Here is a 16,836-nt window from a genome sequence, read left to right on the forward strand (position 1 = left end):
GGTGGCCGAAGGTCGCCGGTCAAGCGGCCTTGGGCGGGAATTTAGGGGCCCGCAGGCCCAGTTGCATGGCTTGTTCGACCAGCCCCATGATGTCCTCGTGGGCCAGGTCGAACAAGCGCTTGAGGTCCGGCAGGGCGAAGTACACCGGCTGCAGGATATCGATGCGATAGGGGGTGCGCATGGCTTCCAGCGGGTCGAACGGCTGGTGTTCGGGTTCGCCGGACAGGCTGTAGACCGTCTCCTTGGGCGAGGAGAGGATGCCGCCGCCGTAGATGCGTCGGCCTTGCGGGGTATCGACCAGGCCGAATTCGATGGTCATCCAGTACAGCCGCGCCAGGTACACCCGTTGTTCCTTGGTGGCCTTGAGGCCGAGCTTGCCGTAGGTGTGGGTGAATTCGGCGAACCAGGGATTGGTCAGCAGCGGGCAGTGGCCGAAGATCTCGTGGAAGATGTCCGGTTCCTGCAGGTAGTCCAGCTCCTCTTCGGTGCGAATGAAGGTCGCTACCGGAAACTGCTTGTTGGCCAGCAGTTCGAAGAAGGTCTGGAAGGGAATCAGCGCCGGCACCCGGGCCACCTGCCAGCCGGTGGTCGCGGCCAGTACGGCGTTGATTTCGCCCAGTTGTGGAATCCGGTCATGGGGCAGGCCGAGCTTTTCGATACCGTCCAGGTATTCCTGGCAGGCACGACCCTCGATCACTTTCATCTGCCGGGTGATCAGGGTGTTCCACACCGCGTGCTCGGCGGCCGGGTAGTCGATAAACCCTTGCGCATCGGGCTCGCGAGCCACGTATTGCGTCTGCTTCATACAGCTCTCCTGCTAGAGGGATCGTTCTTGTTATGTCCAGCGTTGTGCCTAAGTGTTGATCCGCCATGGTCGCGAATGCACCGGGCTGGGCGGTATAGGAAGTGGCGCAGGCGGGCTTTTTCCGTAAAGTAATCGTTACAAATGTCGCGTTGTGCCCGGTGGTCGGCATTTTTCCTGGGTGGTTTTGTTGATCGGTGTCACGTAATCTTTACGAAAAACTGCGGCGCCACCCAAAAAGTTCTCGGATCGATTCCGCCAGACCCGTCTGGATGGAGGTTTCGTTCCCGTCGAGCAGTCCTGACCACCTTCCCGGGCTTTTTTCATGCGTATCAAAGTGCACTGCCAGAACCGCATCGGCATCCTTCGCGACATCCTCAACCTGCTGGTGGATTACGGCATCAACGTGGCCCGGGGGGAGGTCGGCGGCGACCAGGGCAATGCGATCTACCTGCATTGTCCCAACCTGATCAATCTGCAGTTCCAGGCGCTGCGGCCGCGGTTCGAGACCATCGCCGGGGTCTTCGGCGTAAAACGGGTCGGGCTGATGCCCAGCGAGCGCCGGCACATGGAGCTCAATGCCTTGCTGGGCGCGCTGGAGTTTCCGGTGTTGTCCATCGATATGGGCGGTTGCATCGTCGCGGCGAACCGGGCGGCGGCACAGTTGCTCGGGGTGCGGGTCGACGAGGTGCCGGGGATTGCCCTGTCCCGCTATGCGCCGGATTTCGACCTGCCGGAACTGGTGCGCAGCAACAAGTCGCGGATCAATGGCTTGCGGGTCAAGGTCAAGGGTGACGTGTTTCTGGCGGATATCGCCCCGTTGCAGCCCGAGCACGAGGACAGCGAGGCCATGGCCGGCGCGGTTTTGACGCTGCACCGGGCCGACCAGGTCGGCGAACGGATCTACAACGTGCGCAAGCAGGAGCTACGCGGGTTCGACAGCATCTTCCAGAGTTCACGGGTGATGGCGGCGGTGGTCCGCGAGGCCCGGCGCATGGCACCCCTGGATGCGCCGCTGCTGATCGAGGGCGAAACCGGCACCGGCAAGGAGTTGCTGGCGCGTGCCTGCCACCTGGCCAGTCCGCGTGGTCAGGCGCCCTTGATGGCGCTCAACTGTGCCGGCCTGCCGGAGTCGATGGCCGAGACCGAACTGTTCGGTTACGGTCCCGGCGCGTTCGAGGGCGCGCGGGCCGAGGGCAAGCTCGGCCTGCTGGAACTCACGGCGGGCGGTACGCTGTTTCTTGACGGTGTGGGGGAGATGAGCCCGCGGCTGCAGGCCAAGCTGCTGCGCTTTCTGCAGGATGGTGGCTTCCGTCGGGTCGGCAGCGACGAGGAGGTCTACCTCGACGTGCGGGTGATCTGCGCGACCCAGGTCGATCTGTCGGAGCTGTGCGCCCGCGGCGAGTTTCGCCAGGACCTGTATCACCGCCTCAATGTGCTGTCGCTGCATATTCCGCCGTTGCGCGAATGCCTGGATGGCCTGACGCCGCTGGTGGAGCATTTCCTTGACCAGGCCAGCCGGCAGATCGGTTGCCCGTTGCCGAAGCTGGCGCCGGCGGCGATGGAGCGGCTGAGCCATTACCACTGGCCGGGCAATGTCCGCCAACTGGAAAACGTGCTGTTCCAGGCGGTGTCGTTGTGCGATGGCGGCCTGGTCAAGGCCGAGCATATCCGCCTGCCGGACTACGGCGTTCGCCAGCCACTGGGGGATTTTTCCCTGGAGGGCGGGTTGGACGAGATCGTCGGGCGGTTCGAGAAGGCGGTGCTGGAACGGCTGTATTCGGAACATCCGAGCAGCCGGTCGCTGGGCAAGCGCCTGGGGGTTTCCCATACCACCATTGCCAACAAGCTCAAGGCCTACGAGGTGCTCAAGGAGGAGTAGCTGGGAATTTCTGCAGGAGCCAGCAAGCCGGTTTCCACGAGGCCCTGATGCGACGCATCAGGGCCGGTGTCACTCAGATGTGGAAGTAACCCACGCACGAGTCGAACGGCAGGCGCTTGAGTTCGATCTTGTTCATGTCGAACACTTCGCGCAGGGCCTTGGTTTCGCCCGGGAAGTTGCGGTAGGCGACTTCGTCGAGGACCACGATGGCGCCCTTGGGCATGTACGGCAGGAAGGTTTCCAGGGCGACCTTGGTCGGCTCGTACAGGTCGGTATCGAGGATCAGCATCGCCACGACCAGGTCCGGACGGCTCTTGACGAACTCCGGCACGGTCTTGCAGATGTCGCCCTTGACCAGTTCGCAACGCGGGATGCGGTTGACCGGGCGCAGCAGGTCGTTGGCGTCGATCATCTCCTGGATCAGCGACTGGTCGGTGTCGGAGAACATGTTCTCGTTGATGTCGGACGGATCCTCGTCCTTGTTGATGCTGGTGAAGCCTTCGAAGGTATCGAAACCGACGATCGAACGGTTGATCGCGTAGGGTTCCAGGATCATCGACAGGTGCATGTAGAGCATCAGCGAGTTGCCCTTGTACACGCCGCACTCGATGATCGCGCCCGGTACGTCCATGACCTTCTTGAACAGTTCCATGCGCGACAGCGCGGCGGTCACGTTGATGCGGTTGGCGAACACGAAGGGCGCATCGGCCACGTACTCGGCGTCGACCCGCTTGAGGACGCCGGCGCGGGTTTCGTTGTACTGGGCTTCGGCAGGCGTGATACGGCGCTTGGTCATTGTTGTATTCCTTGGAAGTTCGAGAAGTCGTGGGCGTGGAAGTAGTCTTTGAAACCGGCACCGACGTCCGGGCAGGCACTGTCGACGTTGGGCGCGCCGCGATTGTGGCGCAGGTCGTCGAGGTGCATCAGGCGGAAGTCGACGCTGAAGCGGGTGCGGTCGGTGAAATTGGCGACGGTGCCGTGCAGGTGCGAGCCGGAGAAGGTCAGCATCTCGCCGGTGTTGGCGGCAATGCGCATTTCCGAGGAATGGTCGATCTCGCCCAGCGGTACCGGGTGCACGCGCACTTCTTCGGTCAGGTTATCCTTGGCCTTGTGCCGCTGGTTGTTGATCCAGTCGTTAAGGCTCCAGTCCTTCGAGGTATTGAGCACCGGTTTCTCGAAGTAGGCGGCGTTGATCATCATGGTCTGTTCCGGCACGATGGTGTAGACCGGCATCCAGGTGTTGATCTGGCAATCGACGCTGCCGTACCAGGTGTCACGGTGCGGCTTGTAGGCGTAACTGACGCCGGCGTGCAGGTAATCGTAGTTGGGCACGACGCGCAGGCGCGGCACGTCGAAAATGTATTCGTGCGGGTCGAGATCGAGTTCGTGGATGAAACCGAGAATCAGATCCTTGACGCGCTGGCTGTTGGTGAACTGACCCTTGAGGCGGGTCACCCGGGCCACGAACTCCTCGACTGGCATCATCTTGTGCAGGGACGGGTGATCGGTTTCACCATCGAAGGCCGCCGTGATGCTTTCCTGGGCGAAGCCGCAGAGCTGCCTGGTCGTCGCCAGGTTGGTGTCCAGGAACACCGCTCCCGAATAGATGGCTTCCTTGAAGTCGGCCTTTTTCTGCAACTGGTTGATGTACAGGTTCACGGTAGCCCTCCTGAATGCGTCGGCTGATCTAGGTGTCGGCCGTACCCTGGCAAACTGAAATCAGTCATTTGCCGGCCCGTCTTGCAAGGTCCGTTCCCGAACCGGGGGCGGGATGATGGGCGCTGTCCAAACTGGCCGCCACTTGCCGCTAGCGGCATGACCGCGCCGTTTTTTCGTCTCGATTCCAAGCTTGCGAAAGCCCTCCACTGGCTTGGGAGGCCCGTCCGGCCTGTGCTGTGCCGGTCTTATAGCAATGTTGGTGCAGAAATTGCTAAGCCTCTCGCCGTACAGCGGTGGGCGGCAAACGTCCGTCAGCAAGAGGAAAGACTGTGGACAAGTACCTTTACGTGGCAATGACCGGCGCCAGCCAGAACGCCCTGGCGCAAAAGGCGCATGCCAACAATCTGGCGAACATCTCTACCAGCGGCTTTCAGCGTGACCTGGAACAGGCCCGTTCGATGCCGGTGTTCGGTGACGTCTTTCCGGCGCGTGCGTTTGCCATGAGCGAGCGGCCGGCAACCGATTTCTCGCCGGGCGCGATGCAGGAAACCGGGCGCGATCTCGACGTGGCCGTGGGCGGCGACGGTTGGATGGCGGTGCAGACCCCGGACGGTGGCGAAGCCTATGTGCGTACCGCAAGCATGAATATTGACGCGCTCGGTGTGCTGCGTGCCGGCAACGGCATGCCGGTGATCGGCAACGCCGGCCCGATCGCCGTGCCGCCCGAGTCGAAGATCGAAGTGGGCCAGGACGGCACCATCAGCATCCGCTCGATGGGCGAGGGGCCACGCGTGGTGGCCGTGGTCGACCGCATCAAACTGGTCAAGCCCGACCTCAAGAACATGACCAAGGGCCTGGACGGCATGATCCACACCAAGGATGGGCAGCCGGCGGCCGTCGATGCCAGCGTCAAGCTGGAGTCGGGTTTCCTCGAGGCGAGCAACGTCAATGCCGTCGAAGAGATGACCGCGGTGCTGGCCCTGTCCAAGCAGTTCGAACTGCATATCAAGATGATGAACACCGCGAAAGACGATGACCAGGCAATGGCTCGGGTCTTGCAGATCAGCTAATCACCACAACGTAGCGCCGTAAAACAGGCGCGCGAAGGAGAACAGAATGCTTCCGGCTCTATGGGTTGCAAAAACAGGTTTGGCGGCGCAAGACACCAACCTGACCACCATTTCCAACAACCTGGCCAACGTCTCGACCACCGGCTTCAAGCGTGATCGTGCCGAGTTCCAGGACCTGCTGTACCAGATCAAGCGTCAGCCTGGCGCCCAGTCGACCCAGGACAGCGAACTGCCGTCGGGCCTGCAACTGGGTACCGGTGTGCGCATCGTCGGTACGCAGAAGAACTTCGCCGCCGGTAGCCTGCAGACCACCGACCAGCCCTGGATATCGCGGTCAACGGCCGTGGTTTCTTCCAGATCCTGCAACCGGACGGCACCACGGCCTATACCCGTGACGGCACCTTCCACCTGGACAACACCGGCCAGATCGTCACCGCCGCAGGTTTCGCCCTGCAGCCGGCGATCGTGATCCCGAACAACGCCCAGACCTTCACCGTCGGCAAGGACGGCACCGTCTCGATCACCACCGCCGGCAACCCGGCTTCGCAGGTGATCGGCAACCTGCAGACCGCCGACTTCATCAACCCGGCCGGCCTGCAGGCCATCGGTGGCAACCTGTTCCTGGAGACCGCCGCCAGCGGCGCGCCGCAGGTCAGCACGCCGGGCCTGAACGGTTTCGGTACCACCGAGCAGAGCACCCTGGAAACCTCCAACGTCAGCACCGTGGAGGAGATGGTCAACATGATCACCACCCAGCGTGCCTACGAAATGAACTCCAAGGTGATCTCCACCGCCGACCAGATGCTCTCGTTCGTCGCGCAGAATCTGTAATCAAGTCTATGTGGCGGCCCCGGGTCGCCGGCAACACCGTGAGGTAAGGGTCATGAATCGGTTGTTTTCTATTCTCGCGCTGAGTGGGATTGCTGCGCTGGCGGGGTGCGTAAGCCCGCCGCCCAAACCCAATGACCCGTACTATGCGCCGGTGTTGCCGCGGACCCCGCTGCCAGCCGCGGCGAACAACGGCTCGATCTACCAGGCCGGTTTCGAACAGAACCTGTATGGCGACCGCAAGGCGTTCCGGGTCGGTGACATCATCACCATCACCCTGAACGAAGCCACCCAGGCCAGCAAGAACGCCAACTCCAACCTGTCGAAGAAAAGCTCCAACAGCCTGGGCCTGACTTCGCTGTTTGGCAGTGTGCCGAACACCAACAACCCGTTGGGCAGTGGCGACCTCACCCTGAATGCCGGCTATACCGGTAACCGTGCCAGCGACGGCTCCGCCAAGGCCGGCCAGAGCAACAGCCTGACCGGTTCGATCACCGTCACCGTGGCCGATGTGCTGCCCAACGGCATCATCGCCGTGCGTGGCGAGAAGTGGCTGACCCTCAATACCGGCGACGAGCTGGTACGGATCGCCGGCCTGGTCCGGGCCGACGACATCGCCACCGATAACACCGTGCCGTCCACCCGCGTGGCCGATGCGCGCATCACCTATTCGGGTACCGGCTCCTTTGCCGATACGAGTCAGCCGGGCTGGTTCGACCGTTTCTTCCTCAGCCCACTCTGGCCTTTCTAGGTGCCGACGATCATGTTCAACTTCAAGCATCTGATGGCGGCCGTGCTGCTGATGTCGACCGCCCTCAGTGTCCAGGCCGAACGGTTGAAGGACATCGCCAGTATCTCCGGCGTACGTTCCAACCAGTTGATCGGCTACGGTCTGGTGGTCGGCCTGAACGGTACGGGTGACCAGACCACCCAGACCCCGTTCACCCTGCAGACCTTCAACAACATGTTGTCGCAGTTCGGCATCAAGGTGCCGGCCAACTCCGGCAGCGTCCAGCTCAAGAACGTCGCGGCAGTGTCGGTCAGTGCCGACCTGCCGGCGTTCGCCAAGCCGGGGCAGGTGGTCGACATCACCGTGTCCTCCATCGGTAACGCCAAGAGCCTGCGGGGCGGCACCCTGCTGCTGACGCCTTTGAAGGGTATCGACGGCAACGTCTACGCCATCGCCCAGGGCAACCTGGTGGTGGGCGGCTTCGATGCCGAGGGGCGTGACGGTTCGAAGATCACCGTCAACGTTCCGTCGGCTGGCCGGATCCCCGGTGGTGCGTCCGTCGAGCGGGCGGTGCCGAGCGGCTTCAACCAGGGCAACAGCCTGACCCTGAACCTCAACCGTTCCGACTTCACCACCGCCAAGCGCATCGTCGACAAGGTCAACGACATGCTCGGCCCTGGCGTGGCCCAGGCCATCGACGGTGGCTCGGTACGGGTGACCGCGCCGCTGGACCCGAGCCAGCGTGTCGACTACATCTCGATCCTGGAAAATCTCGAGGTCGATCCGGGCCAGGCGGTGGCGAAAGTCATCATCAACTCGCGCACCGGCACCATCGTGATCGGCCAGAACGTCAAGGTTTCGCCAGCGGCAGTGACCCACGGCAGCCTGACGGTGACCATCACCGAGGACCCGATCGTCAGCCAGCCGGGGCCGCTGTCCAATGGCACCACGGCGGTCGTCCCGCGCTCGCGGGTCAATGCCCAGCAGGAAGCCAAGCCGATGTTCAAGTTCGGCCCGGGAACCACCCTGGACGAGATCGTCCGTGCGGTGAACCAGGTGGGGGCGGCGCCAGGCGACCTGATGGCGATTCTCGAAGCATTGAAACAGGCCGGCGCGCTGCAGGCCGACCTGATCGTGATCTGAGGTCGATTCCATGGTCGATATTCGTAACAGCGGGATCGTCAACGTCAGTGACTCGGGGGCGTACACCGACCTCAATCGCCTGAACAACCTGAAGGTCGGCGATCGCACCAGCGACGGCAACCTGCGCAAGGTGGCCCAGGAATTCGAATCGCTGTTCCTCAGCCAGATGCTCAAATCGATGCGTTCGGCCACCGAGGTGCTGGGCCAGGACAACCCGCTCAATACCCCGACGGCCAAGCAGTATCAGGAAATGTATGACCAGCAGCTGGCGGTGACCATGTCCCGCCAGGGGGGTGGTATCGGTCTGGCCGATGTGCTGATGCGCCAGATGTCGAAGGAAAAGCACACCAGGCCCTCCGACAGCGGCTTGACGGTCGGACCGCCGGCCGGCACGACCGCAGCGCCTGCCGCACCGGTCGAGACGCCGATCGCTGCGGGTACCGTCACTTCGACGCCGGGTTCGCCTTTCACCCGTTCCAACGGTCAGCACGCCTTGTGGGCCTCGCGGGTTGCCCATGGCAATGCCGCCGATGGCACCCTGCGCAATGACGTGGCCAAGCTCAATGCCCGGCGCCTGGCGCTGCCGAGCAAGCTCACCGACCGGCTGTTGGCCGGCCTGGTGCCGTCCGCCGACGCCAGCCAGGTCGCTGCGGCCGGCTACGCCGTGCCGGAGCGCAGCACTGCCTCCGCCGATGCGGCGCTGAAGAACGACAGCCTGGCGGCCCGCAGCATCGCCGTGCCGGCGGCACGCATGCAGATCTATGGTCGCGCGGTGGCCCAGCCGCCGTTGGCGCCGGCCAAGCGCGCCTTCAGCTCGCCTGACGAATTCGTCGCCACCATGCTGCCGATGGCCGAGCAGGCCGCCAAGCGTATCGGTGTCGATCCGCGCTACCTGGTGGCCCAGGCCGCGCTGGAAACCGGCTGGGGCAAGTCGGTCATGCGTCAGCAGGATGGCAGCAGCAGTCACAACCTGTTCGGCATCAAGGCCGGCAGCAGTTGGCAGGGGCCGCAGGCGCGGGCCATTACCAGTGAGTTCCGCGACGGGCAGATGGTCAAGGAAACAGCGGACTTCCGTTCCTATGCGTCCTATCAGGACAGCTTCCACGACCTGGTGACCCTGCTGCAGAGCAACAGTCGCTATCAAGATGTGCTGAAGTCGGCCGATAAACCTGAACAGTTTGTGCGTGAGCTGCAAAAGGCCGGGTATGCAACCGATCCGGATTACGCCAGCAAGATCACGCAAATAGCAAAACAGATGAAGAGCTACCAGAACTACGCTGCGGTGACGGGCGCTTCCACGAATTTATAAGGTCTGAATCATGAGTTTGCTCAATATCGGGATGACGGGGTTGAACGCTGCCAGCTCGGCCCTGACGACTACGGGTAACAACATTGCCAACGTCGACACGGCCGGTTATTCGCGTCAGCAAACCGTGCAGACCACTGCAGCCTCGCAGCGTTACGGCAACGTTTTCATCGGCACCGGGACCACCCTGGCGGATGTGCGCCGGGTCTACAGCGCCTACCTGGAATCGCAACTGCACACCGCGACCTCGCTCAACAGCGATGCCTCGTCGTACCTGGCCCAGGTCACGCCGACCGACTCGATGCTGTCCGACACCAACACCGGCATGACCGCGTCCCTGCAGAGCTTCTTCACCTCCCTGCAGGCCGTCTCGACCAAGCCGACCGATGATGCCGCCCGCCAGAACACTCTGAGCAGTGCCAAGGCCCTGAGCGATCGCTTCAACTCCATCGCCAAGCAGCTCAACGACCAGAACACCGGGATCAACACCAACCTGGCGGACATGGCCGACCAGGTGAACAAGCTGGCGACCAGCATCGCCCAGCTCAACGAGCAGATCACCAAGATTTCCCCATCCGCCGGTGCGCCCAACGACCTGATGGACAAGCGCAACGATGCCGTGCGCCAACTGTCCGAGCTGGTCGGCACCTCGGTGACCGAGCGGGGTTCCAACTATGACGTGTACCTGGCCAACGGCCAGCCGCTGGTCATGGGCAACTCCACCAACACCCTGTCGGCCGTCCCGAGCAAGGACGACCCGAGCCGCTACTCGCTGCAACTGGACCGTGCCTCCAGCACCATCGACATCACCGACACGGTGAGCGGCGGTGAGATCGGCGGTCTGCTGCGCTATCGTACCGAGGTGCTGAACCCTTCGCTCAACGAGCTGGGGCGCGTGGCCATGGTCCTGGCCGACCAGATGAACAAGCAGAACGCCCAGGGTATCGACAAGAACGGCAATTTCGGCACGGCGATCTTCAACGACATCAACAGCGCCGCGCTGGTCAGTCAGCGCAGCATCGCCAAGTCGACCAACAACCCGGCTTCCGGCAACCTGAACGTCAACATCAGCAACACCGGCGCGCTGACCACCTATGACTACCAGGTGACCTTCACCAACGGAACCGACTACACCGTCAAGCGTTCCGACGGTACCAACATGGGGTCTTTCAGTACCACGACCACGCCGGCACCGGTGATCGACGGCTTTACCCTGAGTCCGAACAGCGCCACGCCGATGACCGCCGGTGACAGCTTCAAGGTCACCCCGACCCGCAGCGGCGCCAGCGATATCCAGATGGTGATGACCGACTCCAAGAGCATCGCTGCCGCGGCGGCGCTGACCGGCGTAACCAGCGCCAACAATGGCGGGACCTACACCCAGCCGGTGCTGGTCGACCAGTTGGGCTCTTCCAACGCGACCAATAACGCGCAGTTGCAGGACGCCATCAAGTACGGTACCCCGGTCAAACTGGTGTTCGACGCCGCCGGTACCGGCGCTGCGGCCGGCACCCAGGGCTACACCCTGACCGACGCCAAGGGCAACGTCATGGGTACCGGCACCATCGTGCCGGGCCAGGGCAACACCCTGAACCTGAAGATCAACATGGTCGACGCCTCGGGCAACCCGGTGATGGACAACACGGTCACGCCACCCGTGCAGAAGACCTTCACCGTGCAGACCACCGTGGGTGGCAACCCGAAGGCCGGCGAGAGCTACACCATCTCGATGACCGGCGCCGCTTCCTCGGACAACCGCAACAGCGCAGCCCTGATTGGCCTGCAGACCAAGCAGACGGTCGACACCGGTACCGCGAGCAAGGGCATCAGTCTGTCGGATGCCTATGGCAAGCTGATCTCCAATGTCGGCACCAAGGCGGCCCAGGCCAAGTCCGACAGCGAGGCGACCACCACCGTGCTGACGACCGCCAAGGGCGCCCGGGACTCGCTGTCGGGGGTCAACCTCGACGAGGAAACCGGCAACCTGGTCAAGTACCAGCAGTACTACACCGCCTCTTCGCAGATCATCAAGGCGGCCCAGGAAACCTTCAGCGTGCTGATCAACAGTCTTTAAGGAGTCGTAATCCATGCGCATTTCCACCGCCCAGTATTACGAAACGACCGCCGCCAACTATCAGCGCGGCTACGACGGCATGCTCAAGAGTGCGGCCGAAGCGAGCAGCCTGACCAAGGTCAATACTGCCGCCGACGACCCGGTCGGGGCCGCGCGCCTGTTGCAACTGGGTCAGCAGAGCGCTGCGCTGGTGCAGTACACCACCAACGCTAACTCGCTCAAGACCCAGTACAGCCAGAGCGAAACCGCGCTGCAGTCGATCCAGGATGCGATGCAGCGTGCCCGTGAGCTGGCCCTGTCGGCCAACAACGGCACCAAGACCGACACCGATCGCAAGGCGGTCGCCCAGGAGCTGGCGCAGTTGCAGGATACGATCCTCGGCCTGATGAACAGCCAGGATTCCGATGGCAACTTCCTCTTTGGTGGCTCGAAGACCGGCGCAGCGCCGTACACCGCCAACGCTGACGGTACCTTCAGCTACAACGGTGACCAGTCGACCTTGAGCCTGCAGGTGGGTGAAAACCTGTCGCTGGGCAGCAACATCACGGGCTGGGAAGCCTTCCAGCAATCGATCAACACCGCGCGCACCAGTGTCACGATGACCGCTCCGGCGGTCGATGATGGCCGGGTGACGCTGTCCAACGGTCTGGTCAGCAACAGTGCCACCTACGATGCCAAGTTCACCGCTGGCCAACCGTACACCGTGACCTTCCTCAGCAGTACGCAGTTGAAGATCACCGATGCGCTGGGCAACGACGTGACGTCGGAAGCGAGCCAGAACGGTGTCGTCAGCAATAGCAGTGGTGCCAACCAGTCGGTGAACTTCCGTGGTCTCGACCTGGCCCTGAATATCAACCTGAAGTCGGGCGATGTACCGGACACAGTGATTGCCGGTCATACCTTCACCCTGGCCGCACAGCCGGACACCTTCAATACCACCCGCAGTGCCGGTAACCCGTCGACCACGGTGATCACCGGGGCGACCACCACCAACCAGACCGCCTACACCAGCACGTTCCCCAACGGTGGGGCGACCATCAAGTTCGGTGCCGGTGGTGCCTATGACGTGTATGCCACGCCGATCACCTCGACCAGCCAGCCGATTTCCTCGGGCACCATGGCTGCGCCACCGGCGGCACAGACCATCACCGCAGCCGGGGTCACGTTCACCTTCAGTGGCGCGGCGTCGGCGGGTGACCAGTTCATGGTCCAGTCCAACAATCACCAGACCCAGAACATCCTCGACACCCTGACGTCGATGATCAGTGCCCTGAACACGCCGGTCGATGGCAATCCGGCTGCCCAGCAGAAGCAACTGGCGACGATGAATGCCGGGATCAGCAACATCGACAGCTCGTTCGCACAGGTGAGCTCGGCACGGACCACTGTCGGTGCACGTGGAGCGGCGCTGGATAACCAGGCGGCCACCAACGAAAGCCTGACCCTGGCCAACACCAGCAGTCAGCAGGCGATCCGCGACTCCGATCCGGCCGAAGTGATGACCCGCCTGACCCTGCAGCAGACCATGCTGCAGGCCGCCCAGCTGGCTTTCAGCAAGGTCAGCCAGTTGGGGCTGTTCAACAAGATCTGATGACATCGGGCGCATCAGCGCCCCCCTTGTCGTCTGCCAGCCGCTGCATTTAGCGGCTTCAGGGCCCCTCCCGGCCGGGAGGGTACCCTCCGCTCGAGAGTCCCGCCGTGAATTCCATGCCGCTTGTCAGTGTTGCCATTCCCGCCTCCAATCCACGGTTTTTCTCCAGGGCCCTCAGTGGCGTACTGAGTCAGGCCTATGGCAATTTCGAGGTCATCGTCCGCGACGACAGTTGCGGCGACGAAATCGAGCGGGCGGTCCTGGAGCTGAGCGAGAGTATTGGCAAGGCCGTACGGTATGTGCGCAACCCGCAGCCACTGGGTTACATCGGCAACCTGCATGCCTGCCTGGCACAGGCGCAGGGCGAATATGTCAAATTCCTGATGGAAGATGACCAGTTGCTGTCCGATATCCTGGCGCAGCAGGTCCAGGTGTTCCTCGAACAGCCGGACGTCAACCTGGTGCTTGCGCAGCGACTGTTTTGGGATGCCGATGGCCTGCAGTTGCCGTCGCGGCTGGAAAACACCGCGCTGTCGCCGGCTTCCGGCCTGTTCAAGGGCGAAGACCTCTTGGCCATCTGCGAAAACTTCCCGGTGAACTTCTTTGGCGGGCTGACCTGCGCGATGTTCCGACGCGCCGACCTGGTCGAGCTGTTGCCGGCACTGACCCAGCCGGGTCACTGCTTTGTCGCTTCCCTCGACCTGGCTCTATACATCTGCCTGTTCCGTCGCGGTACCCTGGCGATGCTGAACAACGTATTGAGCATTGAGCGTCTCTATCCGGAACGCATGAATCGCCAGCAGGCGATGAAGGATGCGGCCGCCACGGAGATGGAATGGCTGGTGCAGATGCTCAAGGCGCGTAGCGGCGAGTCGGCGCCGGCCCCAGGCTGGGTGCGTTACCTGCCGTTGGCCAACGCTGCCGGCTTGCCGCGCGAGTGGGATGAGCTGCCGCTGAGTCGTACCCTGGGCAACAAGCAGACCACCCAGCCGTGGCGTGTCGGTATTGCCAGTGAGAGCTTCACCCAGTTGTATACCGAATGGCTGGCTTGTCGGACCCTGCCCGAGCCGCAGAAAAAACTGCTGCCCGATACCCTGGCGGGTTGGGCCCGGCAGCCCAGGATCGTCCCGGTGGTGATCGACGAACAGGGCGGCAGCGCCAGTCTGGATATCACCCTGCGCAGTATCGAGGAACAGCTCTACGCTCCCGAGTTGACCCTGTTGCTGTCCAGTACCTGCTCCGAGGCGAGCCTCGACGGCAAGGTATTCCGTCTGCCGCTGGCGGATGACTGGCGCGAGCAGTTGAACGGGTTGCTGCCGCAACTCGACGGTGCCGACTGGTTCTATCTGCTGCGCGCTGGCGATCGCCTGCGCGAGCCTGCGCTGCTGGTGCTGGCCGAGCGTATCCTGGTTTCATCGGCGGTCCGTTGCATCTACAGCGACGAGGGTGCCCTGCGCGATGGTGAGTCCGCCGATCCGGTATTCAAGCCGGACTTCAACCTCGACCTGATGCGCAGCTATCCCTACGTTGGCCGCGCGCTGGCCTTCCAGCGCAAGGGCTTCGTCGAGCTGGACGGGTTCGATATCGTCCGGGGTGAGATGGCACCCCACGATCTGCTCTGGCGCATGGTGGAAAGCGATGGCACCCGTGCGGTGGAGCATATAGCCGAGGTTCAGGTGGAGTCGCTTTTTTCGCTGGCCCGATGGCTGTCTTCGCCAGAGGTGCTGGCGCTCGCACCGCAGGTGACCGAGGCTCACCTGAATCGCCTGGGTATCGCCCACCGGATTCATCCGGGGGACGATTCTCCGCTCACCCGTATCGATTACCTTCACGCGAGTCGTCCGCTGGTGTCGATCATCCTGGTCAGCAAGGACCAGTGTGCGGCCCTGCAGCGCTGCATCGATACCTTGCTGGAGCGTACCGCCTATGCCGACTACGAGTTGTTGCTGGTGGACAACGGCAGTGAAAGTGCCAGCGCGCGGGCCTGGTTCGACAACATGGCCCAGTTGGGCAGTGAACGCCTGCGGGTGCTGTCATACCCTCAGCAGGGCAATCCCGCCGCCGTGCGCAACTTCGCCGCGCAGCAGTCTCGTGGCGAATATCTGCTGCTGCTCAACCCTTATGCCGTGATCACCAATACGCAGTGGCTGGACGAGATGCTGGCCCAGGCCCAGCGTCCGGAGGTCGGCGTAGTAGGCGCCAAGCTGTTCAGTCCAGAGGGGCGGGTGGTGCACGCCGGGGTGATTCTCGGCCTGCGCGGGCCGGCAGGCCTGCCGTTCTATGGTGAAGTGATGCAGGCGACCGGTTATATGCATCGGCTGCAGGCAGTACAGGATTTCAGCGCGGTCGGTGCCGATTGCATGCTGATACGCAAGTCGCTGTTCGAAGGCCTCGGCGGGCTGGACGAGGAGAGCTTCGCCCAGACCCTCAACGAGGTGGACTTCTGTCTGCGGGTTGGCCAGAGCAATCACCTGGTGGTCTGGACGCCATTCGCACAATTGGCCCTGGGCACCGCACCCGAGGTCAAGCTCGAAACCGAGCAGAATGCCCGGCGCCAGCTCGAGGAGCAGAGTTTCTACCAGCGCTGGTTGCCGATCATCGCCCGTGACCCGGCCTACAATCCGAGCCTGACGCTGGATGGCCTCAACGGTCCGAGCTTCAGTCTCGAGCCGGGCCTGCGTGATGGCTGGAGCCCGTTCTGCGCCCGTCACCTGCCGAAGATCATGGCGCTGCCGATCAACGCCTCGGCCGTCGGCCATTACCGGATGACGCAGCCATTGATCGAGCTGGAAGCCTCCGGCCGGGCGACCGGCCGTACCTATTACAACCTGCCGTCAATCATCGAGGTTGAGCGACAGTCGCCGGACGTTATCGTCCAGCAGGGGCGCTACACGGCGCAGCCGATCGAGGAAATCGCGGTGCTGATGAGCTACAGCAACGCGCGACGCATCTATGAACTCGATGACTATGTCATCGATCCGCCGCGCAAGAACGGGCATATCCGCAACCTGCCGCAACGGGATGAGATGGAGCGCCTGATTCGTCGCGGGATCAGCCTGTGCGATCGGGTGGTGGTGTCGACCCAGCCACTGGCCGACGCGCTGTCGTCGATGCACCAGGATATCCGCGTAGTACCGAACATGCTGGCGCCGCACATGTGGACCGGCCTGCGCAGCCAGCGCAGGACTACGAAGAAACCACGGGTAGGCTGGGGTGGTGGTACCAGTCACGCGGGCGACCTGGCGGTCATCGCCGATGTGGTGCGTGAACTGGCCAATGAGGTGGACTGGGTGTTCTTCGGTATGTGTCCGGAAGAACTGCGGCCGTACATGCATCAGTTCCACGGGGTGATCGACCTCAAGGATTACCCGATGAAGCTGGCCAGCCTGAATCTGGACCTGGCCCTGGCGCCGCTGGAGTTCCATATCTTCAACGACTGCAAGAGCAATCTGCGCCTGCTGGAGTACGGGGCCTGCGGCTATCCGGTGATCTGTACCGATACCAAGGCCTATGCCGGTTACCTGCCGTGCACACGGATCCGTACCAACACCACCGACGAGTGGATTCAGGCCATCCGCATGCACCTGGCCGACCCGGATGCCAGCTATCGCATGGGTGACGAGCTGCGCGAAACTGTCCTGCGTGACTACATGCTGCAGGGCGACAACGTCCGCTACTGGGAGCAGGGCTGGCTGGCCGATTGAGGTCTGCGCCTGGTCGCATGTAACCGCTGTAGCTGCAGGGCTTCCCC

At 62.9% G+C, this 16,836-nt stretch carries 11 protein-coding genes and 1 pseudogene; 9 read left to right on the forward strand and 3 right to left on the reverse strand.

All coding sequences use genetic code 11. From position 1 onward, the window contains the following. Window positions 1-19 precede the first annotated feature (19 nt). Window positions 20-805: a phenylalanine 4-monooxygenase gene (gene phhA, locus ACZ5KU_RS08245; RefSeq protein WP_054061200.1), complete on the reverse strand. Its 786-nt coding sequence runs from the start codon at window positions 803-805 to the stop codon at window positions 20-22. 322 nt (window positions 806-1,127) lie between these two features. Here phhA and ACZ5KU_RS08250 point away from each other — a divergent pair, with 322 nt between their 5' ends. Beyond that, the gene (locus ACZ5KU_RS08250; RefSeq protein ID WP_054061201.1) at window positions 1,128-2,684 is read left to right on the forward strand and encodes a sigma-54-dependent transcriptional regulator; all 1,557 of its coding nucleotides are present in this window, start codon (window positions 1,128-1,130) and stop codon (window positions 2,682-2,684) included. A 73-nt stretch (window positions 2,685-2,757) separates the two neighbouring features. Here the strand turns inward: ACZ5KU_RS08250 and ACZ5KU_RS08255 are convergent, their stop codons facing one another. Continuing rightward, the gene (locus ACZ5KU_RS08255) at window positions 2,758-3,480 is read right to left on the reverse strand and encodes a TylF/MycF/NovP-related O-methyltransferase (RefSeq protein WP_054061202.1); all 723 of its coding nucleotides are present in this window, start codon (window positions 3,478-3,480) and stop codon (window positions 2,758-2,760) included. Beyond that, window positions 3,477-4,343 carry a 2OG-Fe(II) oxygenase family protein gene (locus tag ACZ5KU_RS08260; protein WP_054061203.1) on the reverse strand — a complete coding sequence of 289 codons (867 nt, stop codon included), beginning with the start codon at window positions 4,341-4,343 and terminating at the stop codon, window positions 3,477-3,479. Before ACZ5KU_RS08260 ends, ACZ5KU_RS08255 begins: the two co-directional genes overlap by 4 nt. 329 nt (window positions 4,344-4,672) lie before the next feature. Between ACZ5KU_RS08260 and ACZ5KU_RS08265 the strand changes: the two genes are divergently transcribed. The 8 genes and pseudogenes from ACZ5KU_RS08265 to ACZ5KU_RS08300 all read left to right on the forward strand — a co-directional run bounded on the left by ACZ5KU_RS08265 (window position 4,673) and on the right by ACZ5KU_RS08300 (window position 16,789). Then, window positions 4,673-5,413: a flagellar basal body rod protein FlgF gene (locus tag ACZ5KU_RS08265; protein ID WP_054061204.1), complete on the forward strand. Its 741-nt coding sequence runs from the start codon at window positions 4,673-4,675 to the stop codon at window positions 5,411-5,413. A 46-nt stretch (window positions 5,414-5,459) separates the two neighbouring features. Next, window positions 5,460-6,244: pseudogene (gene flgG / locus ACZ5KU_RS08270) on the forward strand (flagellar basal-body rod protein FlgG). A 52-nt stretch (window positions 6,245-6,296) separates the two neighbouring features. Further along, entirely contained in the window at window positions 6,297-6,992 is a 696-nt protein-coding gene (gene flgH / locus ACZ5KU_RS08275) for a flagellar basal body L-ring protein FlgH (RefSeq protein WP_054061206.1), read from the forward strand. A 12-nt stretch (window positions 6,993-7,004) separates the two neighbouring features. Beyond that, the gene (locus tag ACZ5KU_RS08280; RefSeq protein WP_017902224.1) at window positions 7,005-8,114 is read left to right on the forward strand and encodes a flagellar basal body P-ring protein FlgI; all 1,110 of its coding nucleotides are present in this window, start codon (window positions 7,005-7,007) and stop codon (window positions 8,112-8,114) included. 10 nt (window positions 8,115-8,124) lie between these two features. After that, window positions 8,125-9,423: a flagellar assembly peptidoglycan hydrolase FlgJ gene (gene flgJ, locus ACZ5KU_RS08285; protein WP_054064061.1), complete on the forward strand. Its 1,299-nt coding sequence runs from the start codon at window positions 8,125-8,127 to the stop codon at window positions 9,421-9,423. Window positions 9,424-9,433: 10 nt separating this feature from the next. Next, complete coding sequence (gene flgK / locus ACZ5KU_RS08290) at window positions 9,434-11,494, forward strand: flagellar hook-associated protein FlgK (RefSeq protein ID WP_273819335.1); 2,061 nt, start codon at window positions 9,434-9,436, stop codon at window positions 11,492-11,494. Between the two features lie 13 nt (window positions 11,495-11,507). After that, window positions 11,508-13,085 (forward strand): flagellar hook-associated protein 3, encoded by a 1,578-nt coding sequence (locus ACZ5KU_RS08295; protein ID WP_054064063.1) that lies wholly within the window; start codon window positions 11,508-11,510, stop codon window positions 13,083-13,085. 116 nt (window positions 13,086-13,201) lie between these two features. Continuing rightward, the gene (locus ACZ5KU_RS08300) at window positions 13,202-16,789 is read left to right on the forward strand and encodes a glycosyltransferase (RefSeq protein WP_464737019.1); all 3,588 of its coding nucleotides are present in this window, start codon (window positions 13,202-13,204) and stop codon (window positions 16,787-16,789) included. Window positions 16,790-16,836 lie beyond the last annotated feature (47 nt).

Source organism: Pseudomonas sp. Tof1 (assembly GCF_055390395.1).